Source organism: Deltaproteobacteria bacterium, assembly GCA_026712905.1.
In the GTDB taxonomy this organism is placed as follows: Bacteria; Desulfobacterota; Binatia; order UBA9968; family JAJDTQ01; genus JAJDTQ01.
The window spans coordinates 12,932-30,767 of the sequence record JAPOPM010000230.1 but is presented as its reverse complement, the minus strand read 5'-3'; the positions used below and the strand labels follow the sequence as shown (position 1 = coordinate 30,767).

General features: G+C 67.3%; 13 protein-coding genes. 3 read left to right on the top strand and 10 right to left on the bottom strand.

Annotated elements, in window-relative coordinates:
• Positions 1 to 513: 513 nt before the first annotated feature.
• Positions 514 to 1,125, bottom strand: coding sequence for a peptide-methionine (S)-S-oxide reductase MsrA (msrA, locus tag OXF11_19890; protein ID MCY4489362.1), 612 nt, complete (start codon positions 1,123 to 1,125; stop codon positions 514 to 516).
• A 148-nt stretch (positions 1,126 to 1,273) separates the two neighbouring features.
• Here msrA and OXF11_19885 point away from each other — a divergent pair, with 148 nt between their 5' ends.
• Positions 1,274 to 1,600, top strand: coding sequence for a hypothetical protein (locus OXF11_19885; protein ID MCY4489361.1), 327 nt, complete (start codon positions 1,274 to 1,276; stop codon positions 1,598 to 1,600).
• 4 nt (positions 1,601 to 1,604) lie between these two features.
• Here OXF11_19885 and OXF11_19880 read toward each other — a convergent pair whose 3' ends face one another.
• From OXF11_19880 to mfd, 9 genes are all read right to left on the bottom strand, one after another.
• Positions 1,605 to 2,375: an SDR family NAD(P)-dependent oxidoreductase gene (locus OXF11_19880; protein MCY4489360.1), complete on the bottom strand. Its 771-nt coding sequence runs from the start codon at positions 2,373 to 2,375 to the stop codon at positions 1,605 to 1,607.
• Between the two features lie 24 nt (positions 2,376 to 2,399).
• The gene (locus OXF11_19875; protein ID MCY4489359.1) at positions 2,400 to 3,341 is read right to left on the bottom strand and encodes a lysophospholipid acyltransferase family protein; all 942 of its coding nucleotides are present in this window, start codon (positions 3,339 to 3,341) and stop codon (positions 2,400 to 2,402) included.
• A gap of 166 nt (positions 3,342 to 3,507) precedes the next feature.
• Entirely contained in the window at positions 3,508 to 4,704 is a 1,197-nt protein-coding gene (gene nifS / locus OXF11_19870) for a cysteine desulfurase NifS (GenBank protein ID MCY4489358.1), read from the bottom strand.
• Between the two features lie 5 nt (positions 4,705 to 4,709).
• Positions 4,710 to 5,039: an iron-sulfur cluster assembly accessory protein gene (locus OXF11_19865; protein MCY4489357.1), complete on the bottom strand. Its 330-nt coding sequence runs from the start codon at positions 5,037 to 5,039 to the stop codon at positions 4,710 to 4,712.
• A gap of 57 nt (positions 5,040 to 5,096) precedes the next feature.
• Positions 5,097 to 6,305, bottom strand: coding sequence for an IscS subfamily cysteine desulfurase (locus OXF11_19860; protein ID MCY4489356.1), 1,209 nt, complete (start codon positions 6,303 to 6,305; stop codon positions 5,097 to 5,099).
• A 95-nt stretch (positions 6,306 to 6,400) separates the two neighbouring features.
• Positions 6,401 to 8,914: an excinuclease ABC subunit UvrA gene (gene uvrA, locus OXF11_19855; protein MCY4489355.1), complete on the bottom strand. Its 2,514-nt coding sequence runs from the start codon at positions 8,912 to 8,914 to the stop codon at positions 6,401 to 6,403.
• Positions 8,915 to 9,024: 110 nt separating this feature from the next.
• Entirely contained in the window at positions 9,025 to 10,023 is a 999-nt protein-coding gene (pdxA, locus tag OXF11_19850; GenBank protein MCY4489354.1) for a 4-hydroxythreonine-4-phosphate dehydrogenase PdxA, read from the bottom strand.
• A 34-nt stretch (positions 10,024 to 10,057) separates the two neighbouring features.
• A complete protein-coding gene (locus OXF11_19845) occupies positions 10,058 to 11,329 on the bottom strand; it encodes a peptidylprolyl isomerase (protein MCY4489353.1) in 1,272 nt (423 codons plus the stop codon).
• Positions 11,330 to 11,349: 20 nt separating this feature from the next.
• Entirely contained in the window at positions 11,350 to 14,850 is a 3,501-nt protein-coding gene (gene mfd / locus OXF11_19840; protein ID MCY4489352.1) for a transcription-repair coupling factor, read from the bottom strand.
• 238 nt (positions 14,851 to 15,088) lie between these two features.
• Between mfd and OXF11_19835 the strand changes: the two genes are divergently transcribed.
• Together OXF11_19835 and OXF11_19830 are read left to right on the top strand one after the other, a co-directional pair.
• Positions 15,089 to 16,768 (top strand): UbiD family decarboxylase, encoded by a 1,680-nt coding sequence (locus OXF11_19835; protein ID MCY4489351.1) that lies wholly within the window; start codon positions 15,089 to 15,091, stop codon positions 16,766 to 16,768.
• 146 nt (positions 16,769 to 16,914) lie between these two features.
• Entirely contained in the window at positions 16,915 to 17,820 is a 906-nt protein-coding gene (locus OXF11_19830) for an enoyl-CoA hydratase-related protein (GenBank protein ID MCY4489350.1), read from the top strand.
• Positions 17,821 to 17,836 lie beyond the last annotated feature (16 nt).

The window sequence follows — 17,836 nt, the reverse complement described above, 5'->3', positions numbered from 1 at the left end:
GTCGCCCTCATGAACCAATTTGTGCTGCTTACTGCGATTCGACAGGCGTACCCTCATGGACTTCCTCAAGGAGTAGATGAGGTGTGGTTCGCCGACACCTGCATACCGGAAGAACCACATTTTTATGACTTCACTGTGGAGTTCGCTTCGGCACCCCTATGAGGCGAAACCGACAGGCGAATCGGAGTGGGTTGAATCGTGGGATGGCTCGAAGAAAAATCTAGCTAAATGTCGTTAAAACAACAAGTTATAGACTATATTCGATTCCCCTCGCCTCCACCAATCATTTTCCACGGCTGTTGTTGTCCAACTCAACAGCTTCACAAGCCAGTACCGTACCGACACAGCCCTGTTTCGTCCCGCAACGGGCGTCGGGCTGGGCAGTGCCGAACCAATCTCCGTTCCGTTTACTGGATGACTGAGTAAGATTACTCATGGTGTTGAGTATTCTGTCGTATACGAGCTACGTGCAGCCCGCTTGTGCGTATTGGTGCGTGGCGTCCATGTCCACCCTCACCCGTGCCCCGGTATCCCTTCGTACGCGCGCTCGCCCCAGACATCCTTCACTCGGCTGTTGCGGCCGCAACTGAAGCGGTAGTAGCGATAGCGCACCGGGTTCTTCTTGTAATAGTCCTGGTGGTAGTCTTCCGCGGCGAAGAACGGACCGGCGGGAAGGATCGGGGTGACGATGGGCCGGTCGAGCTGTTTCTGCGCGGCGGCCTTGGACGCCTCGGCCAGGCGGCGTTCCTCATCGTTCGCGACGAAGACGGCGGTCTCGTAGGACTGGCCGCGGTCGCAGAACTGGCCGCCGTCGTCGGTGGGATCCACCGAGTGCCAGAAGACGGTCAGGAGCGCGTCGTAGCTGACCTTGGCCGGGTCGTAGGTGATCTCCACCACCTCGTAGTGGCCCGTGCCGCCGCGCGTGACCTGCCGGTAGGTGGGGTCGGCGGTCTTGCCGCCGCTGTAGCCGGAGACGGTCGAGACCACGCCGGGTACCTTGTCGAAGTCCGACTCGACACACCAGAAGCAGCCGCCGGCGAAGACGGCCTTTTGGAGTTGTTGGGCGCCGGCGGCGTGGGCGAGGAGCAGGAACGCCACGGCGACGGTGAGCATGGTTCTTTTCATTTTTTGCCTCCATTTTTACCTAACCAGAATGAAGAGGCGGCCTCAAGGGGGAGGTAGTCTTGAATTCCGTCCCGATCCTTCATATTGTCTGGCAGTCGTCGGCCCGGCGGCCGGCGAGCAAGGGGGTACCAACCGAGGGAGCGATGCGATGGGACAACTGGAAGAGAAGATCGGTGCGAATTTCCTGAGGTTCCTGGCAGCCAAGCAGCGGCTGACGGTCCTGGACGGGAAAGCCAAGAAGATGATCGCGGACCTGAACATGGCGATCCAGGTCTTGAGCGGCAAGGAGACCGGGCACATGGACGACAACGGCATCTACCACATCCATACGCGCGCGAAGAGTGGAGTGCCGCACCGGCAACTGATGTTGCCCACCATCGAGGAACTGGCCAAGGTGGTTCAGTACAAGACGAATGCCAAGGAGGAAGTGGAGGCCTTGAACAAGGAATTCAAGGACCTGGAAACGCGTTTGTGAGGTTTCAGATCAGCGACCGCGACTGACAGCCGTCGACGTTGATGCACGCGCCCGAGATCCAGTTGGCGCGTTCCGATGCAAGAAAGACCACCACATCCGCCACTTCCTCGGGCTTTCCGAAACGGCCCGCGGGCAGCTCCCGTTCCACGAACGCGGCGATCTCCACGGGCTGCTCGCGCCGCCGCCGCTCCCAGGAGCCGCCGGGGAACAGGATGGATCCCGGCGCCACGCTGTTGACGCGCACTCCGTCGGAAGCCAGTTCCCGCGCCATTTCCTTGGACAGGCTGATCATCGCGGCCTTGGCCGCATTGTAGGTCATGGGGCCGCCCCACTCGCGGCCGTAGATGGACGCGATGTTGATGACGCAGCCCCGCTTGCGCTCGCGCATGGACGGCACCACCAAACGACACAGGTCGAGAGCCGAGAAGAAGTTGAGGTCGAAACCGCGCTGCCAGTCTTCGCCGGACGCGGACAGGTTGCCGCCCGGACGCGAGCCGCCGACGTTGTTGATCAGGATGTCGACGTCCTGAAAGCGCTCCCGAGTCTCGGCGAACCAGGCACGCGCCGCCGCCTCGTCGGTGACGTCCAGCGTCGAGGCGAGCACCTCCGCGCCGTCTTCACGCAGCTCCCGGACGGTCTCTTCGAGGTCCGCGCTCCCCCGCGCACACACGCTCAGCCGGCAGCCCTCGGCGGCGAGGCCCCTCGCGATGTCCTTGCCGATGCCCCGGCTGGCGCCGGTGATCATGGCTGCCTTGCCTGTCAGCCCGAGATCCATCCGTGCTCCTTACTTGTTTCGCCGTCACGGCAGCGCATGGGAGGCGTCCCCTTTCGCGGGCTTGCGGAAGCCCATCCAGCTCCACTGGTCCGGGTGGCGTCGCACCATGTCTTCGATTGCCTGAACGAACAGACGCGCGTTGGTTCGTAGATCCGCTTCCCGGTCGCCGGTATTCACGAAGCGGATTTCGGGTTTGACGTGAAGCGTGAGGCGGTTGTCGCGGCCGCGTACCATGAAGAGCGGCACGACCGCGGCCCCCGTGCGCTGGGCGATGGTAACGGGACCCTTGGGAGCGGGTGCGCGGTGTCCCAGGAAGTCCACTTCGACTCCGGCGGTCCTGAACTCGTCCGGCAGCACCAGGACGATCCCGTTGCGGCGCAGTGCCTGGATGATCCGCGGCACCGACTCGCGCCGAGGACGGGCGGGGATGACCTTGGCCCCGGTGCGCGTGACGTACTCGTGTTGCAGCGCGGCGAATCGCTCTTCCTGCGCGAGCTTGAGGACCACGCTGAAGTCGTATCCCTGGGCCGCGAGCCGCGGCCCGATCATGGGGAAATTGCCGAAATGGGCGCTCAACGCGAGGACGCCCTTGTTGCGCGCGAGCGCCGCGCGCAGGTGCTCCTCGCCGTTGATCTCGATGCGCGAGCAAATCTCTTCGCCGGTCATGTGGAGCGTGGCGAACGCTTCCAGGAAGCTCTGGGCGAAGTTGCGCCACGCCCGGTGCACCACGGTGCGGCGCTCCGCCTCGGTGGGCAATTCCTCGGCCATGGTCTGCGCCAGGGTGTCACGCATGCGCTTCCGGTAGCGCCACAGGAGCACGCGGCTCACCCGCTCCGCCATTCCGGCAACGTACGGCGTCGCCCACCCGGGCAGCCACCGCAGGCTGCCGACGAAAGCGCGCAGCAGGTACTCTCCGCCGCGGTAGCGGGCACGGTACAGCAGGCCCTTGCGTGCACCTTGTCTCATGTCTTGCCTGCGGTCCTGGGTTACGTCACCCCGGGCTTGACCCAGTTCGTCCTCGCGTGGTGCGCGCCACTGGGGGGCGACCGCAGGTCGCCCCTACAAGTCATCGCGCCTTGCCGACGACAAAACTGCCCTCGCGGATTCATCAAGCTATTTGTGACGCTGGACACTACGAGGCGTGGCCCGGCTGGTCTTCCTTCGCGCCCACCCGGCCCAGCGCGGACAACCCCCGCAGCCGGCCGATGATGCCCGGGATCTTGTCCGCCGCGAACGCCACTTCCTCCGGCGTGTTGTAGCGGCTGAGACTGAACCGGACGGCTCCCTGGAGCCAGCGCGGCGGCACCTTCATGGCGCGCAGCACGTGAGAGGGTTCCACCGAGCCCGCGGTGCAGGCGGAGCCCGTGGAGGCGCAGATGCCGAACTCGTCCAGCAGCACCAGGATCGATTCGCCCTCCAGGTATTCGAAGGCGATGTTGAGCGTGTTGGGCAGGCGCTCCGCCCGGCCGCCGTTGATCCGCGCGCCCGGACAAGCGACCAGGAGCGCGCGCTCCAATTGGTCGCGCAGGGCGGTCAACTGCTCGCGTTCGGCGGGAATGTCCCGGGCCGTGAGCTTCGCGGCCTCGCCCATGGCCACGATGCCGGCCACGTTCTCGGTGCCGGCGCGCCGGTTGCGCTCCTGGTGGCCGCCGATGATGAACGGCCGCAGCGCGATGCCCCGGCGCACGTACAGGGCGCCCACGCCCTTGGGGCCGTGGAACTTGTGGGCCGAGATGGTCAGCAGGTCGATGGGGCTGTTCTTCACGTCGAGGGCGATCTTGCCCGGCACCTGCACCGCGTCCACGTGGAAGGGAATGCCCCTGGCCTTGACGATCTCGCCGGCTTCCTGCACCGGAAAGACCACCCCGGTCTCGTTGTTGGCGTACATGATGGAGACCAGGGCCGTGTCGTCCGCGAGGGAGTCGCGCAACTCGTCCAGGTCCAGCCGGCCCTCTTCGTCCACCCCGAGCCAGGTGACCCGGTAGCCCTTTTTCTCCAGGTGTTGGCCCAGGCCGTGGATCGCGGGGTGCTCCACCGCGGTGGTGACGAAGTGGCGCTTGTCCGGCGCGCCCTCCAGAATGCCGCGGATGGCGGTGCTGTCCCCCTCCGAGCCGCAACTGGTGAACATCACCTCCACTTCGTCGCCGGCCCCCAGCAGCCCCGCCACCTGTTTCCGCGCGCGGTCGAGGGCGCGGCCCACCCGGGTGCCGAAGCTGTGAATGCTGGACGGGTTGCCGTAGAGCTCCGTGAGGTACGGCGCCATGGCCTCGTACACCGGCGGGGCCACGCACGTGGTCGCGTTGTTGTCGAAGTAGATGACGTCGGCCATCGCGCTCACACCACGAACGAGGCGCCGCACCCGCAACTGCGTTTCACGTTGGGGTTCTGGAACACGAAGGCCGCCTCCATCAGGGTTTCCTTGTAGTCCAGCTCGGTGCCTCCCAGGTAGAGCAGGCTCTTGAGGTCCACGATCACCTTGGCGCCCTCGTGCTCGAAGATGCGGTCCATGGGCTTGGGATCGTCGAGATCCATCTTGTATTGCAGCCCGGAGCAGCCCCCGCCCACGACTTTCAGGCGCAGGCCGGTGCAGTCGCGCTCGTCCTGTTCGAGCAGCTCCTTGATGCGGCTGGCCGCGCTCCCCGTGATCTGGACTTCTGTGGCCATTGCGTGTTCCCGTGCGCCGTGGGTATGCCGCCCCTTGGGCGGGCACGGCCTGGCGCGTTATTTCCCGGCGGCCGCCCGCGCCGGCCTGGCCGCCGCGGTCCGCTTGGCGTAGGCCGGCGAGAGCCCGCGCAAGCGGTTGACTTCTTCCTCCACCCGATCCAGCACGTAGTCCACCTCTGCCTCGGTGTTGAACCGCCCCAGGCCGAAACGGATGGAGCCGTGGGCGAGGTCCTCGCGCACTCCCATGGCCTTGAGCACGTGGGAGGGTTCCAACGCGGCCGAGGTGCAGGTGGACCCGGAGGAGACCGCCACGTCGTTGAGGCCCATGATCAGGGACTCGCCTTCCACGTATCCGAAGGCCACGTTGAGGTTGCCGCACAGGCGTTCCGTGGGATGCCCATTGAGTTGCAGCTCGTCCAGGCGCGAGAACAGCCCCGCCTGAAGCCGGTCCCGCAGATCGGTGATGTGCGGCAGCTCCTGGGCCATCTCCTCGCGCGCGATCGCGCACGCCTTGCCGAACCCGACGATGCCGGGCACGTTGAGCGTGCCCGAACGCATGCCCCCTTCGTGCCCGCCGCCGTGGATGGTGGGGCTGAGGCGCACCATCGGCTTCCGTGCGCTGACGTAGAGCGCGCCGATCCCCTTGGGGCCGTGCAGCTTGTGGGCGGTCATGGAAAGCAGATGTATCCCCGACGCTCCCACGTCGATGGGCATCTTGCCCACCGCCTGGGTGGCGTCGGAGTGGAACAGGATGCCGTGCTCCGCGGCGATCCGGCCGATTTCTTCCAGCGGCTGGATGGTCCCCACCTCGTTGTTGGCCGCCATGATGGATATGAGCAGGGTCTTGTCCTCGATGGCCGCGCGCAGCTTGTCGAGGTTCACCGTGCCGCGCGCGTCCACCGGCAGGTAGGTGACGCGGAAGCCGCGGCGTTCCAGGAACTTGCACGAATCCAGCACCGCCTTGTGTTCGGCCGCGCAGGTAATGACGTGGTCGCCCCGGTCGCGGTGCATCTCCGCCACCCCCTGGATGGCGAGGTTGTCCGACTCGGTGGCGCCGCTGGTGAAGACGATCTCCTTGGGCGCGGCGCCGATCAGCGCGGCCACGTTCTTGCGCGCCTCGTACACCGCCGCGTCCGCTTCCCAGCCGAACGCGTGCTTGCTGGCCGAGTTGCCGAAGCACTCCGTGAAAAACGGCAGCATCGTCTCCACCACCCGCGGATCCACGGGCGTCGTTGCATGATTGTCGAAGTAAACAGGCAGCTTCACGAAAACACCTCCACAACCTATCCATTTAGGCTGCTGGCTCGGTGATTGTCAAGAAAGAGGCGGGCTGGCTCCTCGATGTGGCACGGCTGGTCGCGCTAGGCGCGGGCCGAGCGGTCGGCATCCTGGAACTCCCGCAGGCATTGTCCGGTCGCGGACTCGGCCACCCGCATGACCTCCTCGGGCGTTCCCGCCGCCACCACGTGGCCGCCGTTCTCGCCCCCCTCGGGTCCCAGGTCCACGACGTAGTCGGCGCAGCGCAGGAAATACGGGTTGTGCTCGATGGCGATGACCGTATGGCCGGCTTCCACCAGCCGGTCGAGGATCTCCACCAACCGGGTCACCTCCTCGAAGTGGAGGCCGGTGGTAGGCTCGTCGAAAAGGTAAAGGGCGTGGCCTCCGGGGCGCTTGCTCAGCTCTCGGGCGAGCTTCACCCGTTGCGCTTCGCCCCCCGAAAGCGTCGTGGCCGGCTGCCCCAGCCGAAGGTAGCCCAGCCCCACCTGCCACAGGGTCTCCAGACGCGCCCGAATCAGCGGCACGTTGCCCAGAAGCTCCAGGGCTTCGGTGACGGTGAGGTCGAGCACGTCCGCGATGCTGGCTCCCTTGTAACGGATCTCCAGTGTTTCCCGATTGTACCGGCGTCCGCCGCAGACGTCGCAGGTCACCGATACGTCGGGAAGGAACTGCATCTCGATGTCCACCGTGCCGGCGCCCTGGCAGGCTTCGCAGCGTCCGCCCGCGGCGTTGTAGGAGAAGCGCCCGGCGCCGTAGCCACGCAGCCGGGCCTCGGGCAGGCGCGCGAACAGGTTGCGCAGCGGGTCGAAGAGTCCGCCGTAGGTGGCGGGGGTGGAGCGGCTGCTGCGCCCGATGGAGGCCTGATCGACGTAGAGGATGCGGTCGAAGGCGTCGAGGCCGGAGACGGCGGCGGGGGGCGCTCCGGAAGGCCGCCGTGCCTCGTAGAGCGTGTCCACCACGAGACTGCTCTTGCCCGAACCGGACACGCCGGTGACGCACGTCATCGCCCCAACCGGAAGGTCCACGTCGATGTTCTTCAGATTGTGCCGGGTGGCGTTTCTGATCGAGATCGTGCCGGTGCCGGTCCTGCGCCGTGGGGCGGGCGGTGCCCCCGCTCCGGCCAAATACGGCCCTGTCCGGGACGCGGGGTCCGCGCGAATCTCTTCCGCCGACCCGGTGGCGAGCACCTCTCCTCCCTCGACCCCTGCGCCCGGCCCCATGTCGATGACGTGGTCCGCGGCCAGGATCACGTCCCGGTCGTGCTCCACCACCAGCACCGTGTTGCCCGCGGCCTTGAGCTCCCGCAGGATTGCGAGGAGCCGCGCGGTGTCCCGAGGGTGGAGTCCGACGGTGGGTTCGTCGAGCACGTAGATCACGCCCGACAGGCGCGCGCCTATGTGGGCGGCGAGCCGGATCCTCTGGCACTCGCCTCCCGACAGGCTGCCGGACGCGCGCGCCAGGGTCACGTAGCCCAACTCCAGCCGCAGCAGCGCCTCCGTGCGCTCGCGGACCTCCCGGAGGACGTTTCCCGCTACCGCGGACTCGCGCCCGTCCAGGGTCAGTTCTTGGATAAAGCGGTGTAACTCCTTCAGCGGCAACGCCGAAACCTCTGCGATGTTTAATTCGCCGATGGTCACCAACAGGCTCTCCGGCCGCAGGCGGGTCCCGTGGCACTCGGTACAAGGAGCTTGACCGGCGTCCGCGGAAGCGGCGTCGTCCTTGCGGACCCGCCCGCGCGCCTGCACGCCGAGTCCGTGACAGAGCGTACAGGCCCCGTGAGGGCTGTTGAACGAGAAGAGCTGCGGCACCGTTTCCGGGAAGGGCGTTCCGCATTCCAGACACGCGGCGCGTTGGGTGTAGCGACACGACTCCGCGCCGGAGTCATCGCGCACTTCGATGGCTACGACCCCATCGCCGTGCTCCAGGGCGACTTCCAGCGAGTCCGCCAGCCGCTTGGCGATGCCCTCACGGGCCACCAGCCGGTCCACCACCAACTCGGCCCGCCCCGGCAGCGCCGAGTCATCCGCCTCGGCCACCTCCGCCAACTCCGCGACCGCGCCGCCCAGCTTGACCCGCACGAATCCCGCGCGCATCACCCGTCCGATCTCGCGCCGGAACTCGTTCGGGCTGTCGCAGCGCAAGGGAGCCAGCACCTCGATGCGGGTGCCGGGCGGCCGCTCCAGAACCGCGTCCACCATCTGCTGCACCGTGTGCACGATGATCGCCTTGCCGCAACGCAGGCAGTGGGGGCGTCCTACGTGCGTGAACAACAGCCGCAGATGGTCGTGGATCTCGGTCAGCGTCCCCACCGTGGAACGGGGGTTCTCGTGGAAGCGCCGTTGCGGTACCGCGATGGCCGGCGAAAGCCCGCGGATGGAATCCACGTCCGCCCGCGCCAGTGGGTTGAGGAGCTGGCGCGCGTAGGTGGACAGCGACTGCATGTAGTGCCGCTGCCCCTCCGCGTACACGGTGTCGAAGGCCAGCGAAGACTTCCCGGAGCCGGAAACCCCGGTGATCACGACAAGCTTACCGCGTGGGATCTCGACGTGGACGTTCTTGAGATTGTGGACGCGCGCGCCCTCGATGACGATGTTCATGACAGCCGCTTGTTCCGTGAACCGTACGGGGCCGGCAACACGCGCTGAGCGTAGCGAAGCGAAGTCGAAGGGCCGGCACGGGGTGTTTCAACAGCCAACCAGACACCACATCAAGGTCCGGGCCGCGATGTCCGCCGCGCCAGTTCCGCCGCCAGCAGAATGGCCTGCTTCATGCTGCGGCTGTCCGCGACGCCCTTGCCGGCGATGTCGTACGCGGTGCCGTGGTCCACGGAGGTCCGGATCAGAGGCAGGCCCAGGGTGAGGTTGACGCCGTCGGTGAAGTGCAGCAGCTTGAACGGGCCGAGCCCCTGGTCATGGTACATGCACACGACCGCGTCGAACTCCCCTTGCGCGGCCCGGTGAAAGAGACTGTCGGCGGGGATCGGACCCGACACGTCCATGCCGCGGGTGGCGCAATCGCGCACCGCCGGCCTGATCACACGCCGTTCCTCCTGACCGAACATGCCGTCTTCGCCCCCGTGGGGATTCACCGCGGCCACCGCCACCCGCGGCTCGGCTACGCCGAACCATTCCCGTAGCGCCCGATGGGTCAGTTCGACAGTGGTCCGCACCCGTGCGCGCGTCAGCGCCGCGGCCACCTCCGTCAGCGGCAGGTGCACCGTTGCCAGGACCACCTTGAGGCGTGCCCCGTGGAGCATCATGCGCACTTCGCGAGTGCGGGCGAGGTCCGCGAGAAGCTCGGTGTGCCCGGGGTAGAGGTGGCCGGCGTCGTTCAGCGCCTTCTTGCTGATGGGCGCCGTGGCCATGGCGTCGGCGGCGCCCTCCTTGATGAGGTCTACTGCTCGAAGGATGTAGCGGTACGCGGCTTCGCCGCCGGCCCGACTGGACCGGCCCGGCCGGATCCGGCCGGGCTTCAGACCGGGGAGGGCCTCCACCACCACGGGCGCGCCGGCGGCCGTTGGTTCATCCGACTTCCGAACCGGCCACCGCGGGGCATGGGCCTGTTGGAGCAACAAGGGGTCGCCCACGAGCACCACCCGGCAGGCGCGACGGACCGCGGCATCGCGGGCCGCCTTGACGGCCACTTCGGGGCCGATGCCCGCGGGATCGCCCATGGTCACGGCCACTACCGGTCTGGATATGGCCACGAGAGGTAGTCCTGGTAATGGACGGACGCAACCCCTAAGGGTTGGTGCCCGAGGTGGGGGGCGTCGGCGCCACCCCTTCGATGGGCTCGCTGAGCGGCACGTCCTCATCGTCCCCCGCTTCGGTGGTGAACAGCGGGATGCCGAACAGCTTGACTCTCTTGCGGTCGCTTACGCCCGAAGGGTCGGGGATGGACTCCTCGTCGTAGATGTAGGTCAGCGGGTTGACGTAGTCCCAGAAGCCCTTTTCCCTTTCCGGTGGCGCGGTGGTGGCCATGAGGTTGCCGACGGTGCCGCGCTCGGCCTCCTGCGCCTCGAAGTCATACTCGGAGAGCTTGACTTCCACGCGGTGCTTCTTGCGCAGGTCCGTCTTGAGCCACTTGGCGAACCGTTCCCGGAGCGTCCTGGTGTAGAGTTCGTCGCGCACCTGCTCCGAAACCGCCTCGAAGCCGAGCCTCACGCCGCCCTGGCGATCCTCCGCCCTGACCAGATGGTAGCCCAGGTTGGTGCGCACGGGCGGGCTGACCGCGCCTTTCTGGAGGGCGGCGGCCGCCTTTGCCAGGGAATCGGGCAGGTCCTCGGCCTTGACCCAGCCGATGTCACCGCCGTCACTCGCGCCCGCGCCCTCGGAGTGGGTCCGCGCCAGCGCGGCGAAGTCGCCGCCGTCGAGAATCTCCTGGCGCAACGCTTCGGTGCGCGCCCGCACCGCCTGTTCCCCGTCGGCGGAAGCGCCTTCGCTCAGGCTCAGCATGAGGTGGCGGAGACGGAGCCTGAGTTCGGTGCGATACAGTTGCGGGTTGGCGTCGTAGTAGCGCTTCGCATCCTGCATCGTGACGTGGATCCGCTGGCGGACGTTGCGGCGGATCAGCTCGTCTCGCTCGATCTGGCCGCGCACCTCCTGGCGGTACCGCGCCCTGTCCTTCCCCTGACGCGCCAGCATGCTGGCGAACTGCGCGGGCGAAAGCTTGTTCTGCTCCCGCAGCGCCTTGATGTAGTTGTCGATGTCCTCCTCGCGCACGCGGATGCCCGTGCCCTTCACCTCCGCCTGGACCAACTCGTTGGTGATGAATTCCTCCAGCAATTCCTGTGGCACGCGGCCGGCCGTAAGTTCGTCGAGCCGGACGGACTGCGACAGACTCTCGCTGGCGAACTTGCGGAAGTCCGAGAAAGTGTGGGGCACGCCGTTGACGACCACGACGATCTTCTCGACGAGGTTCGCGGGAGCGGAGCCGGGGGACAGCGCGAAAAGGGCGAGCAGCGCGGCCGCGCACAGGCCCTTCCTACCAAGGCGTTCACGAGCGATCTTCATGACGGAACCAACATACATTCCTAGCAAATCGCGTGCAATAACTCGCACGTCTCATCGATGAGCCCGGGCCAGTCCGCATGGTCCGGGGTGTACGCCAGGCGTCCCTCGGGCGAGAACCGGAAGCCCCGGTGGTCCTCCTGCGCGAGCTTCAACAGGCGGTCGACGTTGAGGGTGGAGGTGGCGTGAAAGTTCAGCGACAGCCGGCCGTCCTGGTAGATGATCTGGGTCGCCAGGGCGCGGATCAGCGCACGCCGCAGCTCCATGACCCGGAACAGGTTCTCCACCACCTCGGGGTAGTGGCCGTAGCGGTCGCGGATCTCGTCCCGCAGCTCCCCCAGTTGCGCCGCGTCCTCCAGGTTGGCCAGTCGCTTGTAGAACAGCAGCCGCTGGTTGGCGCTGGGCATGTAGTCGTCGGGGAAGTAGGCGGGGATGCCCAGCCGGATCTCCGGCTCCACGCGGACCCGGCGCTCTTCGCCCTTCAGCTCGTGGATGGTCTCTTCCATCATCTGGGTGTAGAGCTCGAAGCCCACCGCGGCGATCTGGCCGGACTGCTCCCGGCCCAGCAGGTTGCCGGCGCCGCGGATCTCCAGGTCGTGGAGCGCCAGCTTGAAGCCGCTCCCCAGCTCGTCCAGTTCCTGCAGCGCCCGCAGCCGCTTCTCCGCGTCCTTGGTCACGGTGCCGCTGGCGGGTAGCAGCAGATAGGCGTAGGCGCGGCGCGACGACCGTCCCACCCGGCCGCGCAACTGGTAGAGCTGCGCCAGGCCGAAACGGTCGGCGCGGTTGATGAGGATGGTGTTGGCGTTGGGGTAGTCCAGGCCCGACTCGATGATGGCCGAGCACACCAGTACCTGGGCCTCGTTCTCGTGGAACCGGTCCATGCTCTTCTTCAACTCGGCCGGGGTCATTTGCCCGTGGGCGATGGTGACCCGGGCCTCGGGCACCAGGTCCATGATCTTCTGGCCCGTGCGCTGGATGCTCTCCACCCGGTTGTGCAGGAAGAACACCTGGCCCTCGCGGTTGATCTCCCGCAGGATGGCGTCACGGATGACGCCCTCGTCGTAGCGCGTCACGTAGGTGCGCACCGCGAGCCGGTTGGGCGGGGCGGTCTCGATGACGCTCAGATCGCGGATCCCCGACAGCGACATGTGCAGCGTGCGCGGGATCGGCGTGGCCGTGAGGCTCATGACGTCCACTGTGGCGCGGAGCTGCTTGAGCTTCTCCTTGTGACCGACGCCGAAGCGGTGTTCCTCGTCGATGACCACGAGCCCGAGGTTCTTGAAGGCCACGTCCTTCTGCAGCAGCCGGTGGGTGCCGATGACGATGTCGATGAGCCCGTTGGCAAGGTCCTTGAGCGACTCCTGCACGGTTTTGCCGGTGACGAAGCGGCTCAGGCTCTCCACCCGCACGGGGTAGGGCTCGAAGCGGGCGCGGAAGGTCTCCAGGTGTTGCTGGGTCAGGATCGTGGTGGGCGCCAGCACGGCCACCTGCCTGCCGTCCATCACCGCCGTGAAGGCCGCGCGCATGGCCACCTCGGTCTTGCCGTAGCCGACGTCGCCGCAGATGAGCCGGTCCATGGGCTTGCTCTGCGTCATGTCCTTCAGGGTGTCGGCGATGGCCTGTTCCTGGTCCGGCGTCTCGTCGTACTCGAACGCGGTCTCGAACTCCCGGTACGCCTGATCCGGCGGCGGAAAGTTGTGGCCGTCGTGAACCTCGCGCGCGGCGTAGACCCGCAGCAGTTCCTTGGCCATGGCCACGATGGATTTGCGCGTCCGCGCCTTGAGCTTGAGCCAGGAGGTCCCGCCCAGGCGGTCCAGCACCGGCGCGTCGCCGTCGGCGCCGATGAACTTCTGTACCAGGTTGATGCGGTCGATGGGCAGATAGAGGCGGTCGCCCCCCTGGTACTCCAGGTGCAGGAACTCTCCTTCCGTGCCCGCCACCTTGAGGTACTTGAGGCCGCGGTAGATGCCGATGCCCTGGTCCAGGTGCACCACCACGTCGTCCTGGCGCAGTTCGCTCAGGCTGGTGATGAAGTGGCCGGCGTTCTCGCGCTTGCGCACGGCCGGGTCGCGCTTCCGGCGCCCCCAGAGTTCTTCCAGGGTGACCAGGATCAGCCCCTCGTCGGGAAGACGTATCCCCTGGGTCAGGTCGCCCAGGAGGATCGCGGGGCCGTTGCGGGAGGTTTCCGCCACTTCCTGAAAGGGCCGCTCCGAGATGGGCAGGTCCACCTCGTAGTAGGCCAGCAGTTGCTGCAGGCGCCGCGCGTCCCCCGCATGCCTCGCGATGAACAGCACCCGCTGGCCGCGCCATTGCTCCAGGTGCTCCACCAGGGGCGCCAGCGATCGTTCCGCGCCCTGGGGCGCGGTCAGAGCCGTGTGCAGGTCGGTATTCGTATAGGAACGCACCGAGATCCCCGCCTCGGGATCCTCCGAGGCGGCGAGCGTGTCCAGGCTTTCGCTGTGGATCTGCCGGAACGCCGCGCCCTCCTGGCGCCAACCGTCCGGGTCCAGGTAGAGGGCTTCGGCGGGCGGGTGGAAGCGCTCGTCCGCCACGGCCTTGGCCGCGCGCTGGGCCACCAGCTTCTCGAACCGCTCCAGCTCCTCTTCCACCCGTGCCGCCTGGTCGCACCAGACGATGCCGCGCCGCGGCAGATGGTCCAGCAGCGACGGCAGCGGGCGGTCGTAGAAATAGGGGACGAGGAACTCCATCCCGGCGAAGCCGACGCCCTCGCGCACCGACTCCAGCAGCGCGCGCTTGTTCTTGCGCGTGAAGCCCAGCTCGTCCGCGCGCTCCTCGATGCGCAGCAGGGTGTCGCGGTTGGTGCCCGGCCCCGCGGTGAACTCCTTGATGGGCAGCAGCACCAGCTCCTCGTGGTACGAGCGCGAACGCTGGGTGCGTGGGTCGAACTCGCGGATGGACTCGATGCGGTCGTCGGCGAACTCCAGGCGCACCGGCCGCCCGTATCCCGGCGGGAACAGGTCGACGATGCCCCCGCGCACGCTGAAGTCGCCGCGCTCCTCCACCAGGGGGGCGCGCGCGAAGCCCAGGTTCGAGAGCTGCCACAGCAGGTGCTCCCGGTCCACTTCCTGTCCCTCGGCGAAACGCACGCTGTGAAAGCCGTCCCGCGGAACGACGCGCTGCATCACCGCCGCGGGCGTGGCTACCACCACCGGCGCGCGCTGCTGCGCCAGCCGGTGCAGCCCCTCCATGCGCGCGGCCATGTGATCGGGACTGGGTGAGAGGCTCTCGAACGGCAGGATGTCCCAGCCCGGGAAGAGATGCACGCGGCTGTCCAGAGGTTTGGCCTGATCCTCTTCGCCCAGGAAGAAGAGGAGGTCGCGGAACAGCGCCTCCGCTTCCTTCACGGTGGGCGACAGCACCAGCAGCGGTCCGTCGAGCTCCTGCGCCGCCAGAGAGACCGCGTAGGCCTTGGCACTCCCCTGGAGGCCGGAGATGCGCTTCTCGCCGCGCCATTCATGGCTCAGCAGTCGGGATATTTTGTCGTCGAGTGAAAGGGACGCCACCGGGCCGGTTACCTCGCGAGGGACGGAGAAGGAGTGTAGCCGAAGGGGGGCGGTAGCCGCAACGGGAACCGCCGCTTTGCCCATGCGTTCGTACTGAACGAGAAGACCACCTCCTGTTCCGGCGGTCTGCGGTCCGGACTCGCCGAGGCCAACGTTTCGCCTTCCTGGACTTCGCCGGGGAGGGTACGTTACATTGTCACACTCCACTCACGGCAACTCCCCACAAAAAGGACCCATCATGGCAAAGAGAAACCCGACGGCCGCGAGCGCGGCGCAGGCGATACCGGAGCGGGGCTATCCCGACCTTCACGAGCACCTCCAGCGGCTGGACGACGCCGGTCTGCTGATCCGGGTGGCGCGGGCGGTGGACAAGGACCAGGAAATGCACCCGCTGGTGCGCTGGCAGTTCCGCGGCGGCATCAAGGAGCGCGACCGCAAGGCGTTCCTGTTCGAGCAGCCCGTGGACGCCAAGGGCAAACGCTACGACATCCCGGTGGCCATCGGCGTGCTCGCGGCCAACCGGCGCATCTACCGCATCGGGCTCGGGTGCGACGAGGACGCCGACATCAACGCGCTGTGGGCCGAGGCCAAGACCAATCCGGTGGCGCCGGTGGAGATCCCGTCGTCGGCCGCGCCGGTGCACGAGGTGGTGTACGCGGGCGCACAGCTCAAGACCCGCGGCAAGGGCGTGGACGGCATCCCCGTTCCCATCTCCTCCCCGGGCTGGGACAACGCGCCGTACGTGAGCGCGGCCCATTTCATCTCCCGCGATCCGGACCACGGCGGGTACAACATCGGCACCTACCGGGCCATGATCAAGGCGCGCGACCGGGTCGGCTGCAACCCCTCCATCGAGCTGGGGCAGGGCATCTACCGGCACTGGGAGAAGTACCGGGAGCGGGGCGAGAAGATGCCGGTGGCGCTGTGCATTGGCGGCGTGCCGGCCATCTCCTACGTGGCGGCGCAGAAGCTCGCCTACGACCTCGACGAGTTCTCGGTGGCCGGGGGCCTGGTGAAGGCGCCCATCCGGGTGGTGGAGGCGCGCACGGTGCCGGTGATGGTGCCGGCGGACGCGGAGATCGTCATCGAGGGCTTCGTCTCCACCGAGTGGCTGGAACCCGAGGCGCCCTTCGGCGAGTCCCACGGCCACGTGAATCCCAAGGAGTACAACCCGTTCATGGAGGTCACCTGCATCACGCGCCGGCGCGATGCCGTCCTGTGCTCCATCATCAGCCAGGTGACGCCGTCCGAGTCCAGCGTCATCAAGAAAATGGCCTACGAGCCCATCTACCTGGAGCACCTGCGCGACGGCATCGGCGTCAAGAGCGTGGTGCGCGTGATGCTGCACGAGCCGCTCACCGCCACCCAGAAGCTCACGGTGATCCAGATGCGCAAGCCCAGTCCCGCCGAGGTGTGGCGCGCGCTCATGGGCGCGGTGGCGTTCCGCCCGTCCATGTCCAAGATCGTCATCGCGGTGGACGAGGACATCGATCCCGACAACCTCGACGCGGTGTTCTGGGCCATGGGCTACCGCTCCAAGCCGCACCGCGACGTGCAGATCATGCACGGCATGGACGTGGGCCACGCCCCCCGGCACGACGCGCGTGGCTCGGCCGGCGACTCGTGCCTCCTCTGGGACGCGACGCTCAAGGAGAAGCTCCCGCCCATCTCGCTCCCCACCCGGGAGTACATGGAGCGGGGCCGCAAGCTCTGGGAGGAGCTGGGGTTGCCCGAGCTGGAGCCCCAGTCGCCGTGGTTCGGCTACTCCCTCGGCGACTGGAACGAGGAGCTGGAGCAGGAGGCCGCGCTGGCCACCCGCGGCGAGTACTGGAAGACCGGCGCCAAGATCGCGCGCCAGCGCCGCTCCACCAAGGACATCCCGCCCAACACGTCGTTCTACGGCGAGGACGAGGACTGAGCGGAGGGATTCCCGCTTCCGCGGGAATGACCATTCGGGGGGTCGGTGCCCAGGAGTCTCGACTCGCCTTGGCGAGTCGGAATTCAGGGGTGGGGATAGGGGGCGGCCGACCAGTTCTCCGGCGCGTCCGAAAGGAACCATTGCCCATGGACTACAAGACGCTCAAGTGGGCCGTGCATGACAATCCGCTGCGGGCGGGCGAGCCGTGCATCGGCGTGATCACGCTCAACCGGCCGGAGCAGCTCAACGCGGTGGACCCGCTCATGCGGCTGGAGCTCGACGCCCTGTGCAACGAGATCGCGCGCAACTCCGTGCTCAAGGTGGTGATCCTGACTGGCGAGGGGCGCGGCTTCTGCGCCGGCGGGGATCTCACCTCGGAGGGCGCGGTGCTGGGCGCCTTCGAGGGGTCTAGCGGCATCGAGGGGCCTTACAAGGAGTTGGCGGAGTATTTCCTTAACGACCTGCGCCACCGGGTGCTGCAGAGCGCCATGCGCAAGCTGGAGGACCTGCCACAGCCCACCATCGCCGCGGTGAACGGGCCGGCGGTGGGCGTGGGGCTGGAGATGACCACGCTGTGCGACATGCGTCTCGCGTCGGAGCGGGCGCGCTTCGGCGAGGTGGCGGTGCCGGCGGGGTTCGTGCCCGAGAGCGGCGGCTCGCGCAACCTGCCCAAGCTCGTCGGCATCGGACGCGCCATGCGCCTGATCCTCACGGGCGAGATCATCGACGCCGCCGAAGCGCTGCGCATCGGGCTCGTGGACGAGGTCCTGCCGCACGAGGAGCTGATGGAGAAGGCCTTCGCCCTGGCCGGACGCATCGCCGCCAACCCCTACCTGTCGGTGCGCCACGCCAAGCGGTTGATGAAGATGTACTGGAACTGGAACCGCACCGACGAGGGCTACCGCGAGGAGCTGGAGTCGGTGCTCGAGATCACCCGCACCAAGGACTGCCAGGAAGGCATGCGCGCGTTCAGGGAGAAGCGTCCGCCGCGCTACACCTACCCTTATGACGCCGGGTGGCCGTTCCCCGAGAAGACGGGCAAGAAGGAATGACGCCCGGCCCGTCGGG

Bases quoted from the DNA above. Each gene is read 5' to 3' on its own strand.
- msrA (MCY4489362.1), bottom strand. From the start codon at position 1,125: ATGAAAAGAACCATGCTCACCGTCGCCGTGGCGTTCCTGCTCCTCGCC.
- OXF11_19885 (MCY4489361.1), top strand. From the start codon at position 1,274: ATGGGACAACTGGAAGAGAAGATCGGTGCGAATTTCCTGAGGTTCCTG.
- OXF11_19880 (MCY4489360.1), bottom strand. From the start codon at position 2,375: ATGGATCTCGGGCTGACAGGCAAGGCAGCCATGATCACCGGCGCCAGC.
- OXF11_19875 (MCY4489359.1), bottom strand. From the start codon at position 3,341: ATGAGACAAGGTGCACGCAAGGGCCTGCTGTACCGTGCCCGCTACCGC.
- nifS (MCY4489358.1), bottom strand. From the start codon at position 4,704: ATGGCCGACGTCATCTACTTCGACAACAACGCGACCACGTGCGTGGCC.
- OXF11_19865 (MCY4489357.1), bottom strand. From the start codon at position 5,039: ATGGCCACAGAAGTCCAGATCACGGGGAGCGCGGCCAGCCGCATCAAG.
- uvrA (MCY4489355.1), bottom strand. From the start codon at position 8,914: ATGAACATCGTCATCGAGGGCGCGCGCGTCCACAATCTCAAGAACGTC.
- OXF11_19845 (MCY4489353.1), bottom strand. From the start codon at position 11,329: ATGAAGATCGCTCGTGAACGCCTTGGTAGGAAGGGCCTGTGCGCGGCC.
- OXF11_19835 (MCY4489351.1), top strand. From the start codon at position 15,089: ATGGCAAAGAGAAACCCGACGGCCGCGAGCGCGGCGCAGGCGATACCG.
- OXF11_19830 (MCY4489350.1), top strand. From the start codon at position 16,915: ATGGACTACAAGACGCTCAAGTGGGCCGTGCATGACAATCCGCTGCGG.